This window comes from Amycolatopsis sp. NPDC051716 (genome assembly GCF_040681595.1).
In the GTDB taxonomy this organism is placed as follows: domain Bacteria; phylum Actinomycetota; class Actinomycetes; order Mycobacteriales; family Pseudonocardiaceae; genus Amycolatopsis.
On record NZ_JBFAZA010000002.1, the window covers coordinates 240,723 to 259,974 of the forward strand.

Below are 19,252 nucleotides of genomic sequence, written 5' to 3' on the forward strand. Positions count from 1 at the left end.
GAAGGTTGTCGGTGGTGCCCGGTAGTCTCGCGGCGTGGCTCTCGCGCTGTACCGCAAGTACCGTCCGGCAACCTTCGCCGAGGTCGTCGGGCAGGAGCATGTGACCGAACCCCTCCGCACGGCGCTGTCCGCCGGGCGGATCAACCACGCCTACCTCTTCTCCGGTCCACGCGGCTGCGGCAAGACGTCGAGCGCGCGCATCATGGCGCGCTCGTTGAACTGCGCCAAGGGCCCGACGCCGGACCCGTGCGGCGAGTGCAACTCGTGCAAGGCGCTCGCGCCCGAGGGCCCGGGCAGCGTCGACGTCACGGAGCTCGACGCGGCCAGCCACGGCGGTGTCGACGACGCCCGCGAGCTGCGTGACAAGGCGTTCTACGCGCCGGCCGAGGCGCGCTATCGCGTGTTCATCATCGACGAGGCGCACATGGTCACCACGCAGGGCTTCAACGCCCTGCTGAAGATCGTGGAAGAGCCGCCCGAGCACGTCATCTTCATCTTCGCCACCACCGAGCCGGACAAGGTGCTGACCACCATCCGCTCGCGCACGCACCACTACCCGTTCCGGCTGATCCCGCCGAGCTCGATGCGCAATCTCCTGGAGCGCAACATCGCCGCCGAGGGCGTCGAGGTCGAGCCGGCGGTGTACCCGCTGGTCATCCGCGCGGGCGGCGGGTCGGCGCGGGACACGCAGTCGGTGCTCGACCAGCTGCTCGCCGGCGCCGGGCCGGAGGGCGTTTCGTACTCGCGGGCGGTCTCGCTGCTGGGCGTCACCGACGTCGCGCTGATCGACGACATGGTCGACGCGCTCTCGGCCGAGGACGCGGCCACGGTGTTCGGCACGGTCGAGAAGCTCACCGAGGCCGGCCACGACCCGCGCCGGTTCGCGACCGACCTGCTCGACCGGCTGCGCGACCTGGTGCTGCTGCGCGCGGTGCCGGAGTCCGCGGGCGGGCTGGTGTCGGCGCCGGAGGAGGAGCTGTCGCGGATGGTCGCGCAGGCCGAGCGGCTCGGCCTCGGCACCCTGTCCCGCTACGCCGACATCGTCCACAATGGACTTCTGGAGATGCGCGGCGCGACCTCGCCCCGGCTCGTGCTCGAGCTGCTGTGCGCGCGGATGCTGCTGCCGTCGGTGACCGATGCGGAGAAGGCCCTGCTGGCCCGGCTCGAGCGCTTGGAGCGCCGCGCGACGCTGGCCGCCGGCGGCGCACCGGCCGAGGGCGGCGTGGAGCCCCCGGTGCGGGCGGCTCCGGAACGCGAGTTTTCGAGGCCTTCGCAGCGCCCGGGCTCGGCGGGCCCGGCCCCGGTGCCGGAGCCGGTCAAGCCGCCCGGCCGCCCGGCCGACGCCGCCGACGGCGGAAGTGCCGTGCGTCCGCCCGCTTCGGCGCAGCCCCGCGAAGGCGGGAGTGCCGCGAATGCGCCGGTTGCGGCCCAGCCGGGCGACGGTGGTCCGGGTGCCACGCGCACTCCCGCCGCGGCGGCACCGGCTGCTGCGGCTGCTCCGGCAGCTTCGGCGGCCGAGACCCAGCAGGGCGGCTGGGGCGCGGTGCGCACCCCCGGCGGCGGCACGCCCGCTCCGGCGAGTGCCTCCGTGTCTTCCGATGACGGCGCGCGCGCGGCCGCCCCGGCGCCGGAACCCGCGGCCGCCGCACCCACGACCTCGGGCGGGATGGACGCCGCCGGGATCCGGAGCATCTGGCCGCAGCTGATGACCGCGTTGCGCAAGTTCACCGGCGGCCGCAGCATCGAGGCGATGCTGACGCAGGCCACGGTGGCGAGCGTCGAGGGCAACGCCTTGACGCTCACCCACAAGTCCGAACCGCTGGCCCGCCGCCTGTCCGACCAGGACAACGCCCGCAAGATCGCCGGCGCCCTGACCGAGGTCCTGGGCGGCGACTGGCAGGTCCGCTGCGTCCACGGCAACGCCCCGGCCGCGGCCGCCGCCCGGCCGCAGCAGGCGGCACCGGCACCGGAGCGGTCGTTCACCCGCCAGTCGGCGACGGCCGCGCCGCCCGCCGAACCCGCGGCCCGCCCCGCGACCCCGCCGCCGCCCCCGGCGCGGCCCAAGGTCACGACGAGCGAGCCGGACATCCCGCTGCCCCCGGAACCCTCCGACGAGGACGACGAGGACCTCTACAACGAGGACGCCAGCCCGGCCCCGCCACCGCCCCCACCCCCGCCGGACAAGGACCCGGACGAGCTGGCCCGCAAGCTCCTCTCCGAGCACCTAGGCGCCCGCCCCCTCGACTGAACGAACGCCCCCAGAGGGTCGGCTCGCGTACCCAGTGGGTCGGTTTGCGTACCCAGTGGGTCGGTTTGCGTACCCAGTGGGTCGGTTTGCGTACCCAGCCGGTCGGCTGACCGGCCGACCCTCCAGGTACGCCAGCCGACCCTGCGGGTACGCGGGCCGACGTTCGGGGTACGCGGGACGACACGGTGGGTCAGGAGGCCCAGGGGCCGATGCCCGTGACCCGGTCGGCCGTGATGCGGACGATCACGGCCGTCGGTGAGCCCTGGTTGCCCAGTTCGTACTTCTCGGCGCCGAGGTACCGGCGGGCCTGCCGGTCCATCAGCGCCGTGAACTCGTCGGCGATGTCCGGCCCGGTCACCCGGGCGGTGCCCCGGACCAGCAGGTACTGCGGCAGCCCCCGCGCGTCGCGCTCGTCGTGGTCCTCGATCAGCACGGTGACGCGCGGGTCGTTGCGGATGTTGCGCACCTTGGGCCGGCGGCCCTCCATGCCCATCACGATCTCGTCGCCCTCCCGGCTGGCCCAGACCATCGAGGTCTGCGGCGAGCCGTCGGGGTTGACGGTTGTCAGCACGGCGTTGAACGGCCGTTCGAACAGGCGGTGGCTGCTTTCGGGAAGTTCCATGGTTCCGAGACTAGGAAGCCGACGGGTACCGCTCGGTACCTTTGTTCCCATGGGTGACTTCTCGGGTGACGTCTTCCTCGCCGACTGCCCGGCCCGGCTGGCGATCGAGATGATCGCCGACAAGTGGGCGGTCGTCGTCGTGTTCGCGCTCAGCCGCGGCCCGCGGCGGCACGGCGAGCTGGCCGGCCTCATCGGCGGCATCTCCCGCAAGGTCCTCACCCAGACGCTGCGCAAGCTCCAGGGCTACGGCCTGGTGGACCGCCGCGCGTACGCCGAAGCGCCGCCGCGCGTCGAGTACTGCCTGACCGAGCTCGGCCGGACGCTCGTCGAGCCGATCGGCGTGCTCACGAAGTGGGCGACGCTGCACGGCGAGGCCGTCCTCGAGGCTCAGGAGGCCAGGTAGGCCTCGATCGCCGCCGCGATGGCCGACGCGAACTGCTGCCGGCCGTCCGCACTCGTCATCCGGGCCGCCTCCGTGGCGTTGCGCATGTTGCCGCACTCCACCAGGGCCGCCGGCCGGGTGGAAAGGTTGAGGCCGCCCAGGTCCGCGCGGGCCGACAGGCCGTTCGTGCCGATGTAGTTCGCCGCGCTGAAGCCGCTCGTGCGCATCGTGTCGCGCAGCGCCTGCGCCAGCCGCGTCGAAGGTGCTCCCTGCGCGGCGTTCAGCGGGGGTGATGAATACGCGACGTGGAAGCCGTTCGCCCCCGCGGCCTCCGAGCCGTCGGCGTGGATGGAGACGACCGCGTCCGCGCCGGCCTCGTTGCCGATCGCCGCGCGACGGTCGACGCAGGGGCCGACACCGGTGTCGTCCGGTCGCGTGTAGACGACCTTGATCCCCTTGTCCGCCAGCGCTTTCCCGACCCGCTGGGCGACGTCGAAGGTGAACGCGTGCTCGGGGTAGCCCGCGTTGGTCGCGGTGCCGGTGGTGTTGCACGGCTTGGTCTGCCCGCGCCCGGCCGGCACCGGGCGGTTGATCTCCGCCGGGTGGGCGCCGTTGCCGCCGTTGTGCCCGGGGTCCAGCACGACGACCTTCCCGGCCGCCACCGGCGGCGGCGTGGCCGATGGAGACGAAGACGGCGTCGGCGTCGGCGAGGGCGATGGAGACGACGGCGTGGGCGACGCGGTCGTCGACGTGACCACGGGCGCCGGAGGGGGCGCGGGCGCCGCTGGAGCGTCGTCGGAGCAGCCGGTGAGCAGGAGGGCACCGGCCAGCAGGAGGGGAGCAGTCGCGCGTCGCACGGCGACCACGGTGCCACAGCCCGGCACTTCGCGTGGCGCGACTACCCTGGTGGGGACACAGGCGTGCAGAGAGGACCGAGTGCGATCATGGCCCAACCCGGCGGCGGCTTCGACCTTTCCCAGCTGATGCAGCAGGCGCAGCAGATGCAGCAGAAGCTCGTCGAAGCCCAGGAAGAGCTGGCCAACACCGAGGTCACCGGCACCGCCGGGGGCGGACTGGTCACGGCGACCGTGTCCGGTGACAGCCAGCTGAAGAGCCTCCAGATCGACCCGAAGGTGGTCGACCCGGACGACGTCGAGACGCTGTCCGACCTGATCGTGGCGGCGGTCCGCGACGCGTCGGCGAGCGCGCAGAAGCTCACCGAGCAGAAGCTCGGCCCGCTGGCCGGTGGCCTCGGCGGCGGTGGCGGCATGCCGGACCTCGGCAGCCTCGGCTTCGGCGGCTGACGAACTTGTACGAAGGTGTCGTCCAGGACCTGATCGACGAGCTCGGGCGCCTGCCCGGGGTCGGGCCGAAGAGCGCCCAGCGGATCGCGTTCCACCTGCTGGCCGCGGACCCGGCGGACATCTCGCGGCTGCAGGACGTCCTCGGCAAGGTCAAGGAGGGCGTGCAGTTCTGCGAGGTGTGCGGCAACGTCTCCGAGCAGCAGAAGTGCCGCATCTGCCGCGACGAGCGCCGCGACCTCACGGTCATCTGCGTGGTCGAGGAGCCGAAGGACGTCCTGGCGGTCGAGCGCACCCGCGAGTTCAAGGGCCGCTACCACGTCCTGGGCGGCGCGCTCGACCCGCTGTCGGGCATCGGCCCGGAGCAGCTGCGGATGCGCGAGCTCCTCAAGCGCATCGGCGAGGCCGACATCAGCGAGATCATCATCGCGACGGACCCCAACACGGAGGGCGAGGCGACGGCGACTTACTTGGTCCGCATGTTGCGCGACTTCCCGGGCCTGAGCGTGACGCGGCTGGCGTCGGGGCTCCCGATGGGCGGTGACCTGGAGTTCGCCGACGAGCTGACCCTGGGTCGCGCGCTCTCCGGTCGCCGGGTGCTCTAAGGGGCGTCGAAGCGGCGCAGGTCGTACAGGTTCATCAGCCTGATCACCTTGTTCGCGTACTCCGGGTCGGTGGCGTACTTCTTCGCCACCGCCCGGATGAACGCATCCGGGTCCGTGCGCACCGGCAGCGCCGCCGCGTAGTTCGACGACGTCGTCAGCAGCCGGCCGTAGTCGCGGAATGAGTCGTCGATCGAGGCGTACGAGCGGAAATACGCGTCCACCGGGTGGCACGGCGCCGGAATGCACTCCGTCGTCGGGTAGCGCGCGCACCGCCGGGCGATCGGCCCCGGGCTCGACGGCGTCACGCACTTGAAGCCGAAGTGGTTCAGCTCCGCCGTGGACAGCTTGCTGCGCCCCCAGTTCGACTCCAGGATCGCCTGCGCCAGCGCGACCGACGCCGGGATGTCGTACGCCGCGTGGATCGCTCGCGCGATCGGGCCCGCCGCGCCGACGTACGCCTCCTGGAAGCCCGCCGTCAGCGCGGCGTCACGAACCGCGCTCTGGTCGATGGGCGGGACCACCACCAGCGCGGCCGCCAGTCCGATGTGGATCATGGCGACACTTTGCCCGGCTCACCCCCGGAGAAACCCGGGGTCACCCCAACGAGACCTCAGCAGTAGCCGAGCTGCGCCAGGGTGTCCACGACGATCTCGGACGGGTGGTACTTGTCCATCCAGGACTCACCGCGGCGGTTCTGGTACGTGTCGAGGAAGTTCTGCAGCTTGTCGCCGCGCATTTCCGTCAGCACCACCGTCTCGCCGAGGTGCTGCGGCGTCTCCGTGCGCTCGCGGTGCACCGCGCACGGCAGGCCGAGGTAGTAGCACTCCGCCGAAAGACCACCCGAATCGGTGACGACGTACTCGGCGCGCGCCACCAGCGGCAGGAACTTCAGGTAGCGCATCTTCGGCTGGACGATGAACTGGTCGTCGAAGATGTTCCCGATGCCCAGCGAGCGGATCTTCTCGCGCTCCGGCGCGCCGGCCATGTACAGGATCGGCATCTTGCGGCTCTGCTCGCGCAGGATCTCCAGCGCCTCGCGGTACTTGTCCGGGCGCGAGACCAGCTCGAAGCGGTGCAGCGTGGCCAGGCCGAACTTCTCCGGCAGGTCCGGCACGTCCAGCGGCTGGTTGATCGCCAGGCGCATCGCGTCGATCGCCGTGTTGGCCTCGGTGTCCACGACCACGCCGCGGGCGTTGCGGAGGTTGTTGACCTCGCGGATGCTCGGCGCGAAGTGGATGTCGACGATCTTCGCCGCGATCTTGCGGTTCAGCTCCTCCGGCAGCGGCGAGAGGATGCTGCCCGAGCGCGCGCCCGCCTCGACGTGCCCGACGCGGGACTTCAGGATCCGCTTGCCGATCAGCGAGCCGTACGGCGTGGTGAACGTGTCGCCGTGCACCAGCACCAGCGGCGGGCGGCCGTCCTCGGTCAGCGCGGCGCGCAGTTCGTGGCGGCGGCTCCACGCGGTGCGCAGCACCTGCGCGGCCCAGCCCGGGACCTGCGCCGGCGACTCGAGGTTGTGGGCCTTGTCCTCCGGCACCAGCCAGACGTCCGGCTGCGGCATGTTCAGGTCCGCGAGAACGTCTGCGACCTCGTCGACGTGCTGGGCCGTGAACCAGATCTTCGGCCGCATCCCGCGCTCGCGGATCCCGTGGTAGACCGGGGCGATCTTGATCAGTTCCGCGGTGGTGCCGAGAATGAAGGAAATCACCGTGAAGCCCATTTCTGGTCGGGTGCGGTGGCGTAAGGATACTGGCCGACCTGTCACGGGGGCCGCCGGGTAGCCTCGGCACGGTGAGTGCGAACCCGCTCCTCCCCTCGCTCAGCGTCGTGATCCCGGTCTACAACGAGCAGGACTGGATCGAACGCAGTGTCGGCGCGCTGCTCGCTTCGGCGTCCGCCGCGAGCTGGCCGATCGAGGTCGTCGTGGTCGACGACGGCAGCACGGACGCCACGCCGTCCCGGCTCGACGACCTGCGCGAACGCCACGGCATCACCGTGCTGAGCCAGCCCAACTCCGGGCGCTTCGAGGCCCGGCGGGCGGGCATCGCCAAGTCCTCCGGCGAGTGGATCGCGCTGCTCGACAGCCGCGTCATCGTCGACGAGCACACCCTGACGTTCCTGCGCGACCAGCTCGTCGAACACCCCGAGCGCGCGGTCTGGAACGGCCACATCAACGTCGCGTCCGAGCACAACCCGTACGCCGGGTTCATGGCCGGCCTGGTCAAGGTGCCCTGGCGCAAGTACTGCGCGAACCCGCGCCTGATGTCGTACGGCATCGAGGAGTTCGACGTCTACCCGAAGGGGACGACGTTCTTCTGCGCCCGCCGCGGCCTCCTCGAAGGCTCGGTGACGGCGTTCGCGTCGCTGTTCGACGACCTCCGCTTCGCCAGCGACGACACCCGCATGCTGCGCTGGATCGCCGAGCACGAGCGGATCTGGCTGGCCCCGGAGCTGTCGGCGACCTACCACGGGCGCGACTCGTTCAAGAAGTTCACGCAGCAGGCCTACTTCCGCGGCACGACCTACGTGGACTCCTACATCGCTTCGCCCGGCCCGGCCCGCAACGCCCTGTTCGGCGCGCTCGCGGCCGGTGCCGTCGGCCTGGTCTTCGCCGCGAAGAAGCCGAAGACGACGCTGGCCGCCGGTGTCCTCGGCGCGGTCGCGGCGGGCGAGATCGTCAAGAAGTGCGGCGCGACCGGCCCCGAGGCCCGTGCGGTCAGCACGCTGCTGCCGGTGTTCGCCGGCGGCTTCGGCGCCGGTGTCCTGCGTGGACTCGCCATGGCCGGGCGCGCCCGGCTCCGCCGTCGATGAGCACCGAAGTGGACACACCGGCCACCGCGCGCAGCGGACGCACGACCGCGGGCAGCCTCGGCGGCTCGCTGATCGTCTCCATCGGCCTCGGCTACCTGCTCACGGTCGCCTGCCAGCGCCTGCTGCCCCCGCCGGAGTACGCGGTTTTCGTCACCTTCTGGGGCCTGGTCATGGGCCTCGGCAGCACGCTGTCGCCGCTCGAGCAGGAGCTTTCGCGCCAGTCGGCGGTCGCCGCGCTCGCCGGCGGCAAGGCCGGCCGCCCGGCGCTGCGGGCGGTCGCGATCGGCGTGGTCGTCGCGGCCGCGTTCTCGCTCGCCCTGCTGATCCCGCCGGTCAACGAGAAGCTCTTCCGCGGCGACTGGTCGCTGGCGCTGATCGTGCTGTGCGGCGGGGTCGCGTTCGCCTGCCAGTTCGGCACGCGCGGGCTGCTCATCGGGCAGCACAAGGTGAAGGCCTTTTCCCTGCTCGTGGTGGCCGAACCGGCGATCCGGGCGCTGATCCTGGGTGTCCTGTTCGTCTCGGTCGCCTACAACGTCGTCTCGCTGGCGATCGCGGTCGCGGCCGGCTCGTTCGCCTGGCTGCTGTTCGCCCGCCCGGCCCGGCAGCTGCTCGACTTCCGGGTCGAGGGCGACGGCTGGGGCGTCACGTCCCGCCGGATGGGCATGCTCCTGGTCGGTGCCGCCCTCACGGCCGCGGTCATCACGGGCTACCCCGCGCTGGTCGGCCTGCTCGCGCCCGGCGGAGACCGCGACCGCGTCGGCTCGCTGTTCGCGGCGCTGGTCATCGCCCGGCTGCCGCTGACCCTGATCGGGCCGGTGCAGTCGCTGGCGGTGCCGTTCGTCGTCCGGCTCTCGGTCACCGAGGAAGGCCGCCACAAGCTGCGCCGCGTGCTGGCTCTCGGCGCTGGCGCCGCGCTGGTGCTCGCCGCGGTCGGTGCCCTGGTCGGCATGTGGATCGGGCCGTGGGCGGTCCGGTTCGTCAGCGGCCCGAAGTACGACATCGACGGCTGGTCGGTCGCGGGGCTGGTGTGGTCGTCGGTGCTGCTGGTGCCGATGCAGCTGCTCACGGCGGTGCTGATCGCTCGCACCCAGGCTCGGCTCGTGCTGGTCACGTGGGCTGTGGTGACTGGCACGGCGTCTCTGGTGTTGCTGTTCGTGCCGGGTGACACGGTGTTCCGCGCGGTGGTCGCGCTGGCGGTGGCGCCGACGCTGGGGCTGGCGGTGGTGCTCGCCTTCGTCCTGCGGCGGGCGCCCGAGCCGGTTGACGCCGGCCCGGCAACCCCCTGAAGCCCCGCTAGCCCCGGGGCGGGGTCTGCGGCAGGTCCAGCCGGTACACGCTGACCGTGCCCGAGCTGAACGCCTTCGTCAGGCCCGGCAGGCCGGTCAGCCCGCTCAGCCCCGGTGCCAGGCTGAACGTCAGCTGGCCCGTCCAGTGGTGGCCGTCCGTGCCGACCGTCGGGGCCGAGGAATCCACGTACACCCAGCGGACGTTCTTCGCCCTCAGGATGTTCTGGACCTGCGGGTCGGCCGGGAAGTCGTTGAACTTCGCCAGCAGCGTGATGTTGTCCTCGATCGGGCTGTGGCCGTCCGGGACGATGTTGAGGATCGGCAGGTCGTAGTCGACGTACAGCAGCGTCGAGCCGTCGTTCGCGTTGTTGAGGATCGTCTCGCCCGGGGCCGCGTTCTCGTGCAGCCACTTCGCGGCCGCGTCGTCGGCCGCGTTGTAGCGGACGAACTGCGGGGCCGCGTAGCGCTGGCTGAGCGACAGCGCCCCGGTGTTCATGTAGCCGCGGAACGACGTCACCGTCAGCGCGCCGAGCAGCACCACGATCAGCCCGAACGCCACCGCCGGCCGGAGCCGCGCCGGGATCGGGTTGCGGGCCCGCACCGCGACGACGAACAGCCCGAGCGCCACGAACAGGACCCCCGCCAGCGGCGGGATCAGCAGGTAGACGTGGGTGTCGAGGCGGTTGGCGACCCGGTAGTAGTAGCGGCCGATGGTCGCGCCGAACCCCGAGTTGGGCGAGTAGTGGAAGCTCACCATCACCGCGGCCCAGAACAGCCAGGCCGTCAGCAGCGGCCACGCCCGCCGGGACAGCAGCGTGGCGATGACGCCGGCCAGGCCCAGCAGGCCGAGCACCAGCTGGCCCATCGTGCCGCCCGGGTCGAAGTAGCCGCCGTAAGGCAGCCGGGCGACCAGCTCGGCCGACTCGCGCAGCGGCGAGCCGGGGATGTTGGCCGGCGCGTCGACCACCGTGCCGCCGCCGAGCCGCAGCAGCGCCAGCACGTCCGGGACGATGAGGACGACGGCGACCACGCCCGTCAGCACCAGCGGCAGCAGCGCGCGGACGAAGGCGAGCCGGCCCGCCTTGGTGAACAGCAGGCCGACCATGGCCGCGACCGTCGTCAGCGCCACCGAGGTCAGCGCGCTCGGGTGCAGGTTGAACGCGCCGGCGGCGGCGACGCCGACCAGCACCGCACGGCCCCAGTGGCGCTTGCCGATCACCAGCATCACCGCGACGAGGCCGGGCATGAGCGTCATCGCGGCCGCGTTCGGCAGAACCCCGCCGTCGTGGGCGAAGGCGATGCCGGGGCGGTACAGCTGCACGGAGACCAGCGCGGCCACCCCGGCGGCGAGCTCGACCCAGCCGCGGCCGAGCCGGCCGTGCCGGAGCACCGCCGCGGTGAAGGCGGCCACCGACAGCGGCAGCACGACCACCATGAACACGACGGTCGTCAGGTTCAGGGACAGCATCGTGTCCCCGAAGATGTCGGTGAGCAGCGCGCAGATGTCGGTGAAGCCCGGCGGGTAGAACTGGACGTTGGTGTCGTGCACGACGTCGATCGGCAGGATCTGCCACGGCGCGGCCTTGCCGGTGAAGTGCGTGAAGGCGGTCAGCACGGCGTGCGTGACGGTGTCGTGCTCCTGGGTCGGCGTCCGCCACGACCCGAGGCCCTTGTGCCACATGCGGACGCCGAGACCGACCCCGGCGACGGCGATGAGCGCGCCCAGCACCTGGGCGGCCGTCCCGGCCCGGCCGGTCAGCGTGCGCAGCCGCGGGTCTTCGGCGGGCCCGGCCGGATCCGCGGCCGGGCGACGGCGGCGGACCAGCCACCGCACGCCGCCGAGCACGAGCAGCACGACCACGAGCGCGACGACCGCGGTCAGCAGACCGAAGCGGAGTCCGGTGACGCCGGTGAACAGGGACACCAGCAGGACGAACCCGGTGGTCAGCGGCGCCGAGAGGCCCGCCAGCCACAACCGTTCGCGTACGCCGGCGACCAGGAGAATCGAGAATCCGGGGAGCAATACCACCAGGATTCCCACGGCCAGCCGGACAGCTTCGGACAGCATGCCTTCTCCGATCAACAAAGCCGTCAACGCCCGGGAGTCTATGGGGGGCGGCGGTGTGCCCAGGATGCGGGTGACCAGCGAGCTGACGTGCACGGTAGCGTGGCCGCCGCCGTCGGAGACGCCGTTCACCGCGGTGGCGGGACGGCTCACGGCGAAATGGGATGGGACAATGGGGTTTCTGCTCGTTCTGGCCGCATTCTGGCTGCCCGGCGCCGTTTTCGGCGCGGCGATCGGCCTGCGCGGCTGGACGCTGGGCGCGGCGGCACCGGTCCTCACCTTCGGCGTCGTGGCCCTCGCCATCCCGCTGCTCGGCGCCACGGGCATCCGGTGGACAGCGCTCTCCGTGACACTGTGGACGCTCGTGGTTTCGGCCGCCGGCTTCGCGGTCACCTGGGCCGTGGCCCGGTTCACCCGGCGGCGCCGGCCGGACGCCGAGGCGGCCCCGCCCGAGCGCCCGCGGTGGTCGTGGCGCGCCCACGCCTTGATGGCGCTCGGCGTCGCCGCCGGGATGGCGGTCGGCGCGCTCACCGTGCTGCGCGGCATTCCGGCACCCGGCACGGTAAACCAGGACTGGGACGCCGCGTTCCACGCGAACCTCGTCCGCTGGATCGCCGAGCGCGGCGACGCGCGCCCGTCGACCGTCAGCACCATCGCGAACCTGCCGGACGAGACGCACTACTTCTACCCGGACACCTACCACGCGCTGCTCGCCCTGCTCTTCGGCAAGGGCGGGCTGACCGTGATGCCGCTGCTGAACTTCGCGTCCATCGCCGTCACCTTCGCGGTGCCGCTCGGCGTGGCCGCGATGTGCCGCGCGTGGCGGCTGCCCCCGGTGACGGCCGCCGCGGCCGCCGTCGCTTCCGCCTGCTTCACCTCGTTCCCCTACGACCTGTTCTGGCACGGCCCAGTCTGGCCGTACGCCGCCGGCGTCGCCCTGGTCCCGGCCATGCTCGCGGTGGTCCGCCTGCTGCTCGAGCCGGGCGGTGCCACCGGGCCGCTGGCCGTGGGCGTCGGCGTCGGGGGCCTGGCGGCGCTGCACACCAGCGTCGTGTTCGTCCTCGTCGTCTACTGCGTCCTGATCCTGGCCGCGGTGCTCTTCCGGTTCGAGCCGATCGACTGGCGGCGGGCCTGGCCGTCGCTGGTGGCGGCGGCGCTGCTCGCCGTCCTGCTCGGGCTGCCCCAGGTGCTGCCCTCGCTCTACAACGCCGGCGGCGTGACGTCCGCGATCTGGGGGAACGCGGCCACCGTGACCGGCGCGGTCGGGCAGACGGTCACGTTCTCGCCGATGGCGGACTTCCCGCAGTGGTGGATCGGCGTGCCCGCCGTCGCCGGCGTGGTCCTGCTGGCCCGGCACCGGCGGGTGGTCTGGCTGGTCGCCGCGTACGTCGTCCTCGGCGGCTTGTACGCGGCGACGGTGTCCATGGAGAACGGCCTGGTCCACCTGCTGACCGGGCCGTTCTACAACGACAACTACCGGATCGCCGCCCTGCTGCCGCTGATCGGCGCGGTGGGCTTCGGCGAGTTCGTCCACACCGCGACGGCGTGGTTCGCGGCGAAGGTCCGGCCCCGGCTGCCGAAGCTGCACCCGGCGGCGCCCGTGCTGGCCGGCGTGGTGCTGCTGGCGGCGGTGATCGGCGGGTTCAGCCGCGGGTACGTCTACATCAACTCCGTCCACGTGAACATCGGCTACCGAGGCTTCCCCTCGGTGAGCGCGGACGAGGAGACGGCGTTCGCCTGGCTGGCCGGGCACACCGTCCCCGGCGAGCGCGTCCTGAACGACCGCCTCGACGGGTCGGTCTGGATGTACGCGCTGCAGGGGGTGAAGCCGACCCAGTGGAACTACTACGGCGCGCCGCCGGCCAGCGACATCGGCTACGTCAGCGCGCACGCGAACCGGCTGGAAGCCGACCCCCGGGCCCGGAAGATCCTGCGGGAGCTCAAGGTCCGCTACGCCTTCGTCGGCCAGGGCAACGCCGTTCCCGACGGGCCGAACGATCCCGGCCTGCTGAACCTGGACACCGCTCCGGGGTTCAAGCTGGTCTACCGCAACCCCGGTGCCTCGATCTACGAGATCGCGGGGCAGCAGGACGTCGTCACGGCGGGCGCCGCACCCGGGTCCGCGGCCGGCGACGGGCGGTGAAGCGTTAAAGTGATGCCCGTGTCTGTGACCTCGGCGAACCCGGTGACCAGCCGCCGCGTGCTCATCGTGATGCCCGCCCTCAACGAGTCGGCGAGCGTCGCGTCGGTCATCGAGCAGGTGAAGCGGGCCCTCCCGGGCGGTGACGTGCTGGTCGTCGACGACGGCTCGGTGGACGACACCGCCAAGCTGGCCCGCGCCGCGGGCGCCGAGGTGGCCCGGCTCGCCGTGAACCTCGGGGTCGGCGGCGCGATGCGCACCGGGTTCCGCTACGCCGCCGCCCGCGGGTACGACGTCGTCGTCCAGGTGGACGCCGACGGCCAGCACGACCCGGACGAGCTCGACGCGCTGCTGCGCGGCCTGGACGACGCGGACATCGTGATCGGCTCCCGGTTCGCCGGAAAGGGCGCGTACAAGGCCAGCGGGCCGCGCAAGTACGCCATGGTCGCGCTGTCCATCGTGTTCTCGCGGCTGGCGAAGACGCGGCTCACCGACGTCACGTCCGGCTTCAAGGCGATGGGGCCGCGCGCGATCCGGCTGTTCGCCGGCTACTACCCGGCCGAGTACCTCGGCGACACGGTGGAGTCCCTGGTCATGGCGATCCGGGCGAAGCTGACCATCAAGGAAATTCCGGTCGTCATGCGGGAGCGCGCGGGCGGCACGCCCAGTCACTCGCCCGTGAAGTCGGCCGTCTACCTGAGCCGGGCCGGGCTCGCACTGCTGCTGGCGCTGGTACGCCGCCGCCCGGCGGTCGACTCGTCCGACTCGGCATAAGGGAGCTTGCGAGATGGAAGGTTGGCGCGTCCTCAGCATCGTCGTCGCCTGCGTCGTGCTGTTCGTCGTCCTCGAGATGATGCGGCGGCGCAAGCTTCGGGAGAAGTACGCGGGCGTGTGGCTGGTCGTCGCCATCGGCGTCGTGGTGCTGGCCGTGATTCCGGCGGCCGCGAAGTTCCTCGCCGGGCTGACCGGGGTGGAAACGCCGTCGAACTTCGTCTTCCTCCTCGCCGGCGTGGTGCTGGCGCTCGTGTCGCTGCACCTGTCCACCGAGACCGGGCACCTCGAGGAAGAGGTGCGCACCTCGGTCGAGGAGATCGCGCTGCTGCGCTGCGAGCTCGAAGACACCCGGCGCGAGCTGGCGAGCCGGATCGCCGAGCTGGAGGCGAAGACGGCGGCACCCGACGACGTCAAAGGGCTCCCGGAGGTCGAGCGCGTCAGCAAGTGACGCGGTGATCGAAGCCCTGCTCGCCGCCCCCGCGCGGCTGGGCCGGGTGCGTGTGCTGGCCATCGACGGCCCGTCGGGCGCCGGCAAGTCCACACTGGCTGCCCACGTCGTCGCCGAGCTGACCGCCCGCGGGTGCCGCACGGCCTTGGTGAGCACCGACGCCTTCGCGACGTGGGACGACCCGGTCTCGTGGTGGCCCCGGCTCGCCGGCGGCGTCCTGCGGCCCCTGGCCGGCGGCGTGGCGGGGGCGTACCGGGCAATGGACTGGTCCACTGGGGCACCCCGGCCGGGTGAACTCGTCCGGGTGGCCGTGCCGGACGTCCTGGTGCTGGAGGGGGTTTCGAGCGGCCGCACTTCGGTAAGACCCCTGCTTTCCCACCTCTGCTGGCTCTCCGGCGGCTCCGAAGCCGAACGGCTGGCCAGAACCGTCGCCCGGGACGGTGAGGCCGCACGGGCCGAATTGGCGCGGTGGCAACGCTTCGAGCGCGGCTGGTTCGCCGTGGACGGCACCGCCGGCGCCGCCGGAACGCGACTTCCGTAGGGGAAGGCGGGGTCACCCAGCGTGTCCGGGGGACTCCGAATCGATCAAGCTGTCCGTAGCCGGATACACGAGTGGAGTAATGCCGGTACCGCCATCTGAGTCATGGATCAGGCACCCAGGGCAGCCATGGGCCGCAAATGGTCACATTCTGTCGTGATTTACGGACACATTGCGGTCAAATCGGTGTCCACGTAGCGCGATCGTAACCTCACGTGCTTAAGTGCGGGCCGAGTTCCCGCTAGTGTCGGCGAGCACACCGATCGTCCGTCGAGTTCCTGACCGACCGGACGGTGACTTTGAAACCCGAAACATCTCCCAAGGGGTGCCAGATGCAGCAATTGCGGCTGACCCGAACACGCCGCGTGGCCCTGATCGGGCTCGCCGGCGCGCTCGCGGTTTCGCTGTCCGCCTGTGCGGAGTCCAAGCGTGACGAGGGCGCAGGGGGTGGTTCCGGGGGCACGATGATCTTCGGTGCGGCCGGTAACCCGAAGTTGTTCGACCCCATCTTCAACGACGAGGGCGAAACCTTCCGGATCACGCGCCAGATCTTCGACACGCTGATCCAGAACAAGCCGGGCACCGCCGACCTCGAAGCCTCGCTGGCCGAGAAGTGGGAGCCCAGCAACGACGGCAAGACCTGGACCTTCTCCCTCAAGCAGGGTGTGAAGTTCTCCGACGGCACCGCCTTCGACGCGACCGCGGTCTGCTTCAACTTCGACCGCTGGTACAACATGAAGGGCGCCGCCGCCCAGAGCCAGATGATCTACTACGCCGACGTCTTCGGCGGGTTCGCCAAGAACGAGAGCGACGACTACAGCGACCCGGTCTACAAGAGCTGCGAAGCCAAGGACCCGGCGACCGCGGTCGTGAACCTGAACAAGGCGAAGGGCGCGTTCCCGGCGGCCTTCACCCTGCCGTCGTTCGCGATGCAGAGCCCGACCGCGCTCAAGCAGTACAAGTCCGACGAGGTCACCCAGTCCGGCGACTCGTTCACCTACAGCGAATACGCGAACAAGCACCCGGTCGGCACCGGCCCGTTCAAGTTCGACAGCTGGGACCAGGGCAAGGGTGAGATCATCCTGTCCAAGAACGACACCAGCCCGACCCAGACGGCCAAGCTCGACAAGCTGATCTTCAAGGTGATCCCGGACGAGAACGCCCGCAAGCAGGCGCTCAAGGCCGGCGACATCCAGGGCTACGACTACCCGGCGCCCGCCGACTACGGCCTGCTGCGCAACGAGGGCGAGCAGGTGCTGGTCCGCCCGCCGTTCAACGTGCTCTACATGGGCATCAACCAGTCGGGTCCGGCCGGCGACAAGCTGAAGGACGTCCGCGTCCGCCAGGCGCTGGCCTACGGCATCAACCGCGAGCAGTTCGTGAAGAGCAAGCTGCCCGAGGGCGCCGAGGTGGCCACCGAGTTCGTGCCCAAGACGATCTCCGGCTACACCGACGAGGTCACCAAGTACGCGTACAACCCGGAGAAGGCCAAGCAGCTGCTCCAGCAGGCCGGCGCGACGAACCTGACGCTGAAGTTCTACTACCCGACCGAGGTCACCCGTCCGTACATGCCGAACCCGGCGGACGTCTTCACCTCGATGTCGGAAGACCTGAAGGCGATCGGCGTCAAGATCGAACCGGTGGCCAAGCCGTGGAACGGTGGCTACAAGGACGACGTGCAGAAGTTCGGCAAGCAGGACCTCCACCTGCTCGGCTGGACCGGTGACTACAACGACGCCGGGAACTTCGTCGGCACCTTCTTCGGCCGCAAGAAGCCGGAGTTCGGGTTCGACAACCCGCAGCTGTTCCAGGCGCTCGCCGCCGCGGACGCTTCGCCCGCCGGCGACGCGCACGCCAAGGCGTACCAGGAAGTCAACAAGCAGATCATGGACTACCTGCCGGCCATCCCGATCTCCTACGGACCGCCCGCCATCGTGGTCGGCCCGAAGGTCAAGGGTCTGGTCGCCAGCCCGCTGACCGACGAGCGGTTCAACACCGTGACTGTCAACTGACGGTTCCACTTTGCGAGGCATGGGGTGGGTGCTACCGCGCCCACCCCATGTTCCGTACTCAGCGGGCTGCCACCTAAGGACTGCAAGTGCTCCGTTTCCTCGTGCGTCGGCTGCTACAAGCGATCCCGACGCTCCTCATCCTGTCCATCCTGGTCTTCGCCTGGCTACGGTCGCTGCCCGGAGGGCCCGCGGCCGCCCTCCTCGGCGACAAGGCAACGCCGGAGAAGATCGCCAACCTCAACCACGTGCTGGGGCTCGACCAGCCGGTCATCTTCCAGTACTTCAGGTTCCTCGGCCGCGCGATCACCGGTGACTTCGGTGCCTCGCTGGTCTCCACCCAGCCGGTGATGTCGGAGATCGGCACCTTCCTGCCGGCCACCATCGAGCTGGGCATCTCCGCGATGATCGTCGCGGTGGTCATCGGCATCCCGGCGGGCTACATTTCGGCCCGCTACCGCGGTGGCGCCGCCGACAACGTGATCATCGTGCTGACCCTGATCGGTGTCGCGGTCCCGGTCTTCTTCCTCGGCTACATGATGCAAGACCTGCTCGCCGGGCCGCTGGGCCTGCCGTCGCAGGGAAGGCAGGCAGCCGGCCTGGACGCCACCGCCATCACCAACTTCGCCATCCTCGACGGCATCATGACCAGCGAGTGGGACGCGGTCTGGGACGCGATCAGGCACCTGATCCTCCCGGCGTTCGCGCTCGCCACCATCCCGCTCGCGGTGATCACCCGGATCACCCGCGCGTCGGTGCTCGAAGTGCTCAACGAGGACTTCATCCGCACGGCCAACTCGAAGGGCCTCACGCAGCCGGTCGTCCGGCGGCGGCACGTGCTGCGCAACGGCCTGCTCCCGGTGGTCACCACCATCGGCCTGCAGACCGGCGCGCTGCTCGGCGGCGCGGTGCTGACCGAACGGGTGTTCAACTTCCGCGGCCTCGGGTTCCTGCTGGCCGAAGGGATCGAACGGCGTGACTACCCCCGGCTGCAGGCGCTGCTGCTCTTCGGCGCCCTGGTGTACGTGCTGGTGAACACACTGGTCGACGTCTCGTACGGGATCATCGACCCGAGGGTGCGTGTGCGATGAACACTCTGCTGAACAAGAAGAAGGAACCGATCGACAAGCTCGCGTCGGCGTCCGGGCACAGCCTGGGCGGCGAAGCGGTGCGGCGGATGCTGCGCAGCCCGGTGGCCATCACCGGCGGCGTGATCACCGCGCTGTTCCTCCTGCTGGCGATCTTCGCGCCGCTGATCGCGCCGAAGGACCCCTACGTCCGCTACCTGCAGGACAAGGTCTCCCTCGGCCAGGGCATCATCCCGGGCGCCCAGCCCGGGTTCCCGCTCGGCGTGGACGACTTCGGCCGCGACTACCTCTCGCGGCTGCTCGTCGGCGCCCAGCAGACGCTGCTGGTCGGCGTGCTGGCGACGGTGATCGGCGTGCTGATCGGCGTCATCATCGGCGGCCTGGCCGGCGCGTTCGGCGGCTGGGTCGACACCGTCCTCATGCGACTGGTCGACGTCATGCTGTCGGTGCCTTCGCTGCTGCTGGCGATTTCGGTGGCGGCGCTGTTCCAGAAGCCCAGCCAGTGGACGGTGATCCTGGCCGTGTCGATGATCGGCGTGCCGATCTTCGCGCGGCTGCTGCGCGGTTCCATGCTGGTGCAACGCGGCAGCGACCACGTGCTCGCCGCGACGTCGCTGGGCGTGAAGCGGACGTCCATCGTGTTCCGGCACATGCTGCCGAACTCGCTGGGCCCGGTCATCGTGCAGGCGACGCTGACCCTGGCCACCGCCATCCTCGAGGCCGCGGCGCTGTCGTTCCTCGGCCTGGGCGACCCGGACCCGAACCGGGCGGAGTGGGGCATCATGCTGAGCCGCGGGGCCCGGCAGTTCCTCGACGTCCGGCCGGAGCTCGCGTACTACCCGGCCATCGCGATCATCGTGGTGGCGCTCGGGTTCACGCTGCTCGGCGAGTCCCTCCGCGAAGCCCTCGACCCGAAGAACAGGCGGTGAAGCACT

General features: G+C 71.1%; 18 protein-coding genes. 13 read left to right on the forward strand and 5 right to left on the reverse strand.

All coding sequences use genetic code 11. The features are described from left to right. Positions 1-34 precede the first annotated feature (34 nt). Positions 35-2,248, forward strand: coding sequence for a DNA polymerase III subunit gamma and tau (locus tag AB0M30_RS03340; RefSeq protein ID WP_364579231.1), 2,214 nt, complete (start codon positions 35-37; stop codon positions 2,246-2,248). 190 nt (positions 2,249-2,438) lie between these two features. On the opposite strand, the gene AB0M30_RS03345 is transcribed toward AB0M30_RS03340, so the two are convergent. After that, positions 2,439-2,870, reverse strand: coding sequence for a TIGR03618 family F420-dependent PPOX class oxidoreductase (locus tag AB0M30_RS03345; protein ID WP_364579234.1), 432 nt, complete (start codon positions 2,868-2,870; stop codon positions 2,439-2,441). Between the two features lie 49 nt (positions 2,871-2,919). Between AB0M30_RS03345 and AB0M30_RS03350 the strand changes: the two genes are divergently transcribed. Then, positions 2,920-3,273, forward strand: a complete 354-nt coding sequence (locus AB0M30_RS03350; RefSeq protein ID WP_364579236.1) for a helix-turn-helix domain-containing protein — start codon at positions 2,920-2,922, stop codon at positions 3,271-3,273. Here the strand turns inward: AB0M30_RS03350 and AB0M30_RS03355 are convergent. Further along, positions 3,258-4,118 carry an N-acetylmuramoyl-L-alanine amidase gene (locus tag AB0M30_RS03355; protein WP_364579239.1) on the reverse strand — a complete coding sequence of 287 codons (861 nt, stop codon included), beginning with the start codon at positions 4,116-4,118 and terminating at the stop codon, positions 3,258-3,260. The two genes, AB0M30_RS03350 and AB0M30_RS03355, sit on opposite strands and share 16 nt — an antisense overlap. Positions 4,119-4,196: 78 nt before the next feature. On the opposite strand from AB0M30_RS03355, the gene AB0M30_RS03360 reads away from it, so the two are divergent. Beyond that, positions 4,197-4,556: a YbaB/EbfC family nucleoid-associated protein gene (locus tag AB0M30_RS03360; protein ID WP_013230627.1), complete on the forward strand. Its 360-nt coding sequence runs from the start codon at positions 4,197-4,199 to the stop codon at positions 4,554-4,556. A 5-nt stretch (positions 4,557-4,561) separates the two neighbouring features. After that, positions 4,562-5,158, forward strand: coding sequence for a recombination mediator RecR (gene recR / locus AB0M30_RS03365; RefSeq protein WP_103343528.1), 597 nt, complete (start codon positions 4,562-4,564; stop codon positions 5,156-5,158). Here recR and AB0M30_RS03370 read toward each other — a convergent pair. Both AB0M30_RS03370 and AB0M30_RS03375 read right to left on the reverse strand, forming a co-directional pair. Next, positions 5,155-5,712, reverse strand: coding sequence for a glucosaminidase domain-containing protein (locus AB0M30_RS03370; RefSeq protein ID WP_364579242.1), 558 nt, complete (start codon positions 5,710-5,712; stop codon positions 5,155-5,157). The two genes, recR and AB0M30_RS03370, sit on opposite strands and share 4 nt — an antisense overlap. Positions 5,713-5,768: 56 nt before the next feature. Continuing rightward, positions 5,769-6,878 (reverse strand): UDP-N-acetylglucosamine 2-epimerase, encoded by a 1,110-nt coding sequence (locus AB0M30_RS03375; RefSeq protein WP_360164664.1) that lies wholly within the window; start codon positions 6,876-6,878, stop codon positions 5,769-5,771. Between the two features lie 71 nt (positions 6,879-6,949). Between AB0M30_RS03375 and AB0M30_RS03380 the strand changes: the two genes are divergently transcribed. Continuing rightward, positions 6,950-7,969, forward strand: a complete 1,020-nt coding sequence (locus AB0M30_RS03380) for a glycosyltransferase family 2 protein (RefSeq protein WP_364579244.1) — start codon at positions 6,950-6,952, stop codon at positions 7,967-7,969. Continuing rightward, a complete protein-coding gene (locus AB0M30_RS03385) occupies positions 7,966-9,255 on the forward strand; it encodes a hypothetical protein (RefSeq protein WP_364579247.1) in 1,290 nt (429 codons plus the stop codon). The genes AB0M30_RS03380 and AB0M30_RS03385 overlap by 4 nt, the downstream gene beginning before the upstream one ends. Before the next feature lie 7 nt (positions 9,256-9,262). Here the strand turns inward: AB0M30_RS03385 and AB0M30_RS03390 are convergent, their stop codons facing one another. Next, on the reverse strand, positions 9,263-11,473 hold the full coding sequence (locus tag AB0M30_RS03390) for a DUF6541 family protein (RefSeq protein ID WP_364579249.1): 2,211 nt from the start codon (positions 11,471-11,473) through the stop codon (positions 9,263-9,265). Positions 11,474-11,492: 19 nt separating this feature from the next. Between AB0M30_RS03390 and AB0M30_RS03395 the strand changes: the two genes are divergently transcribed. The 7 genes from AB0M30_RS03395 to AB0M30_RS03425 all read left to right on the forward strand — a co-directional run bounded on the left by AB0M30_RS03395 (position 11,493) and on the right by AB0M30_RS03425 (position 19,246). After that, entirely contained in the window at positions 11,493-13,463 is a 1,971-nt protein-coding gene (locus AB0M30_RS03395; RefSeq protein ID WP_364579251.1) for a DUF6541 family protein, read from the forward strand. 12 nt (positions 13,464-13,475) lie between these two features. Continuing rightward, positions 13,476-14,234, forward strand: a complete 759-nt coding sequence (locus AB0M30_RS03400) for a glycosyltransferase family 2 protein (protein ID WP_103343534.1) — start codon at positions 13,476-13,478, stop codon at positions 14,232-14,234. Between the two features lie 13 nt (positions 14,235-14,247). Beyond that, positions 14,248-14,682 carry a DUF2304 domain-containing protein gene (locus AB0M30_RS03405; RefSeq protein WP_103343535.1) on the forward strand — a complete coding sequence of 145 codons (435 nt, stop codon included), beginning with the start codon at positions 14,248-14,250 and terminating at the stop codon, positions 14,680-14,682. A 4-nt stretch (positions 14,683-14,686) separates the two neighbouring features. After that, on the forward strand, positions 14,687-15,223 hold the full coding sequence (locus AB0M30_RS03410; protein ID WP_364579254.1) for a uridine kinase: 537 nt from the start codon (positions 14,687-14,689) through the stop codon (positions 15,221-15,223). A gap of 329 nt (positions 15,224-15,552) precedes the next feature. Further along, entirely contained in the window at positions 15,553-17,232 is a 1,680-nt protein-coding gene (locus AB0M30_RS03415) for an ABC transporter substrate-binding protein (RefSeq protein WP_360164650.1), read from the forward strand. A gap of 86 nt (positions 17,233-17,318) precedes the next feature. Continuing rightward, the gene (locus tag AB0M30_RS03420; protein WP_103343538.1) at positions 17,319-18,320 is read left to right on the forward strand and encodes an ABC transporter permease; all 1,002 of its coding nucleotides are present in this window, start codon (positions 17,319-17,321) and stop codon (positions 18,318-18,320) included. After that, positions 18,317-19,246, forward strand: coding sequence for an ABC transporter permease (locus AB0M30_RS03425; protein ID WP_103343539.1), 930 nt, complete (start codon positions 18,317-18,319; stop codon positions 19,244-19,246). Before AB0M30_RS03420 ends, AB0M30_RS03425 begins: the two co-directional genes overlap by 4 nt. The last annotated feature ends 6 nt before the right edge of the window (positions 19,247-19,252 follow it).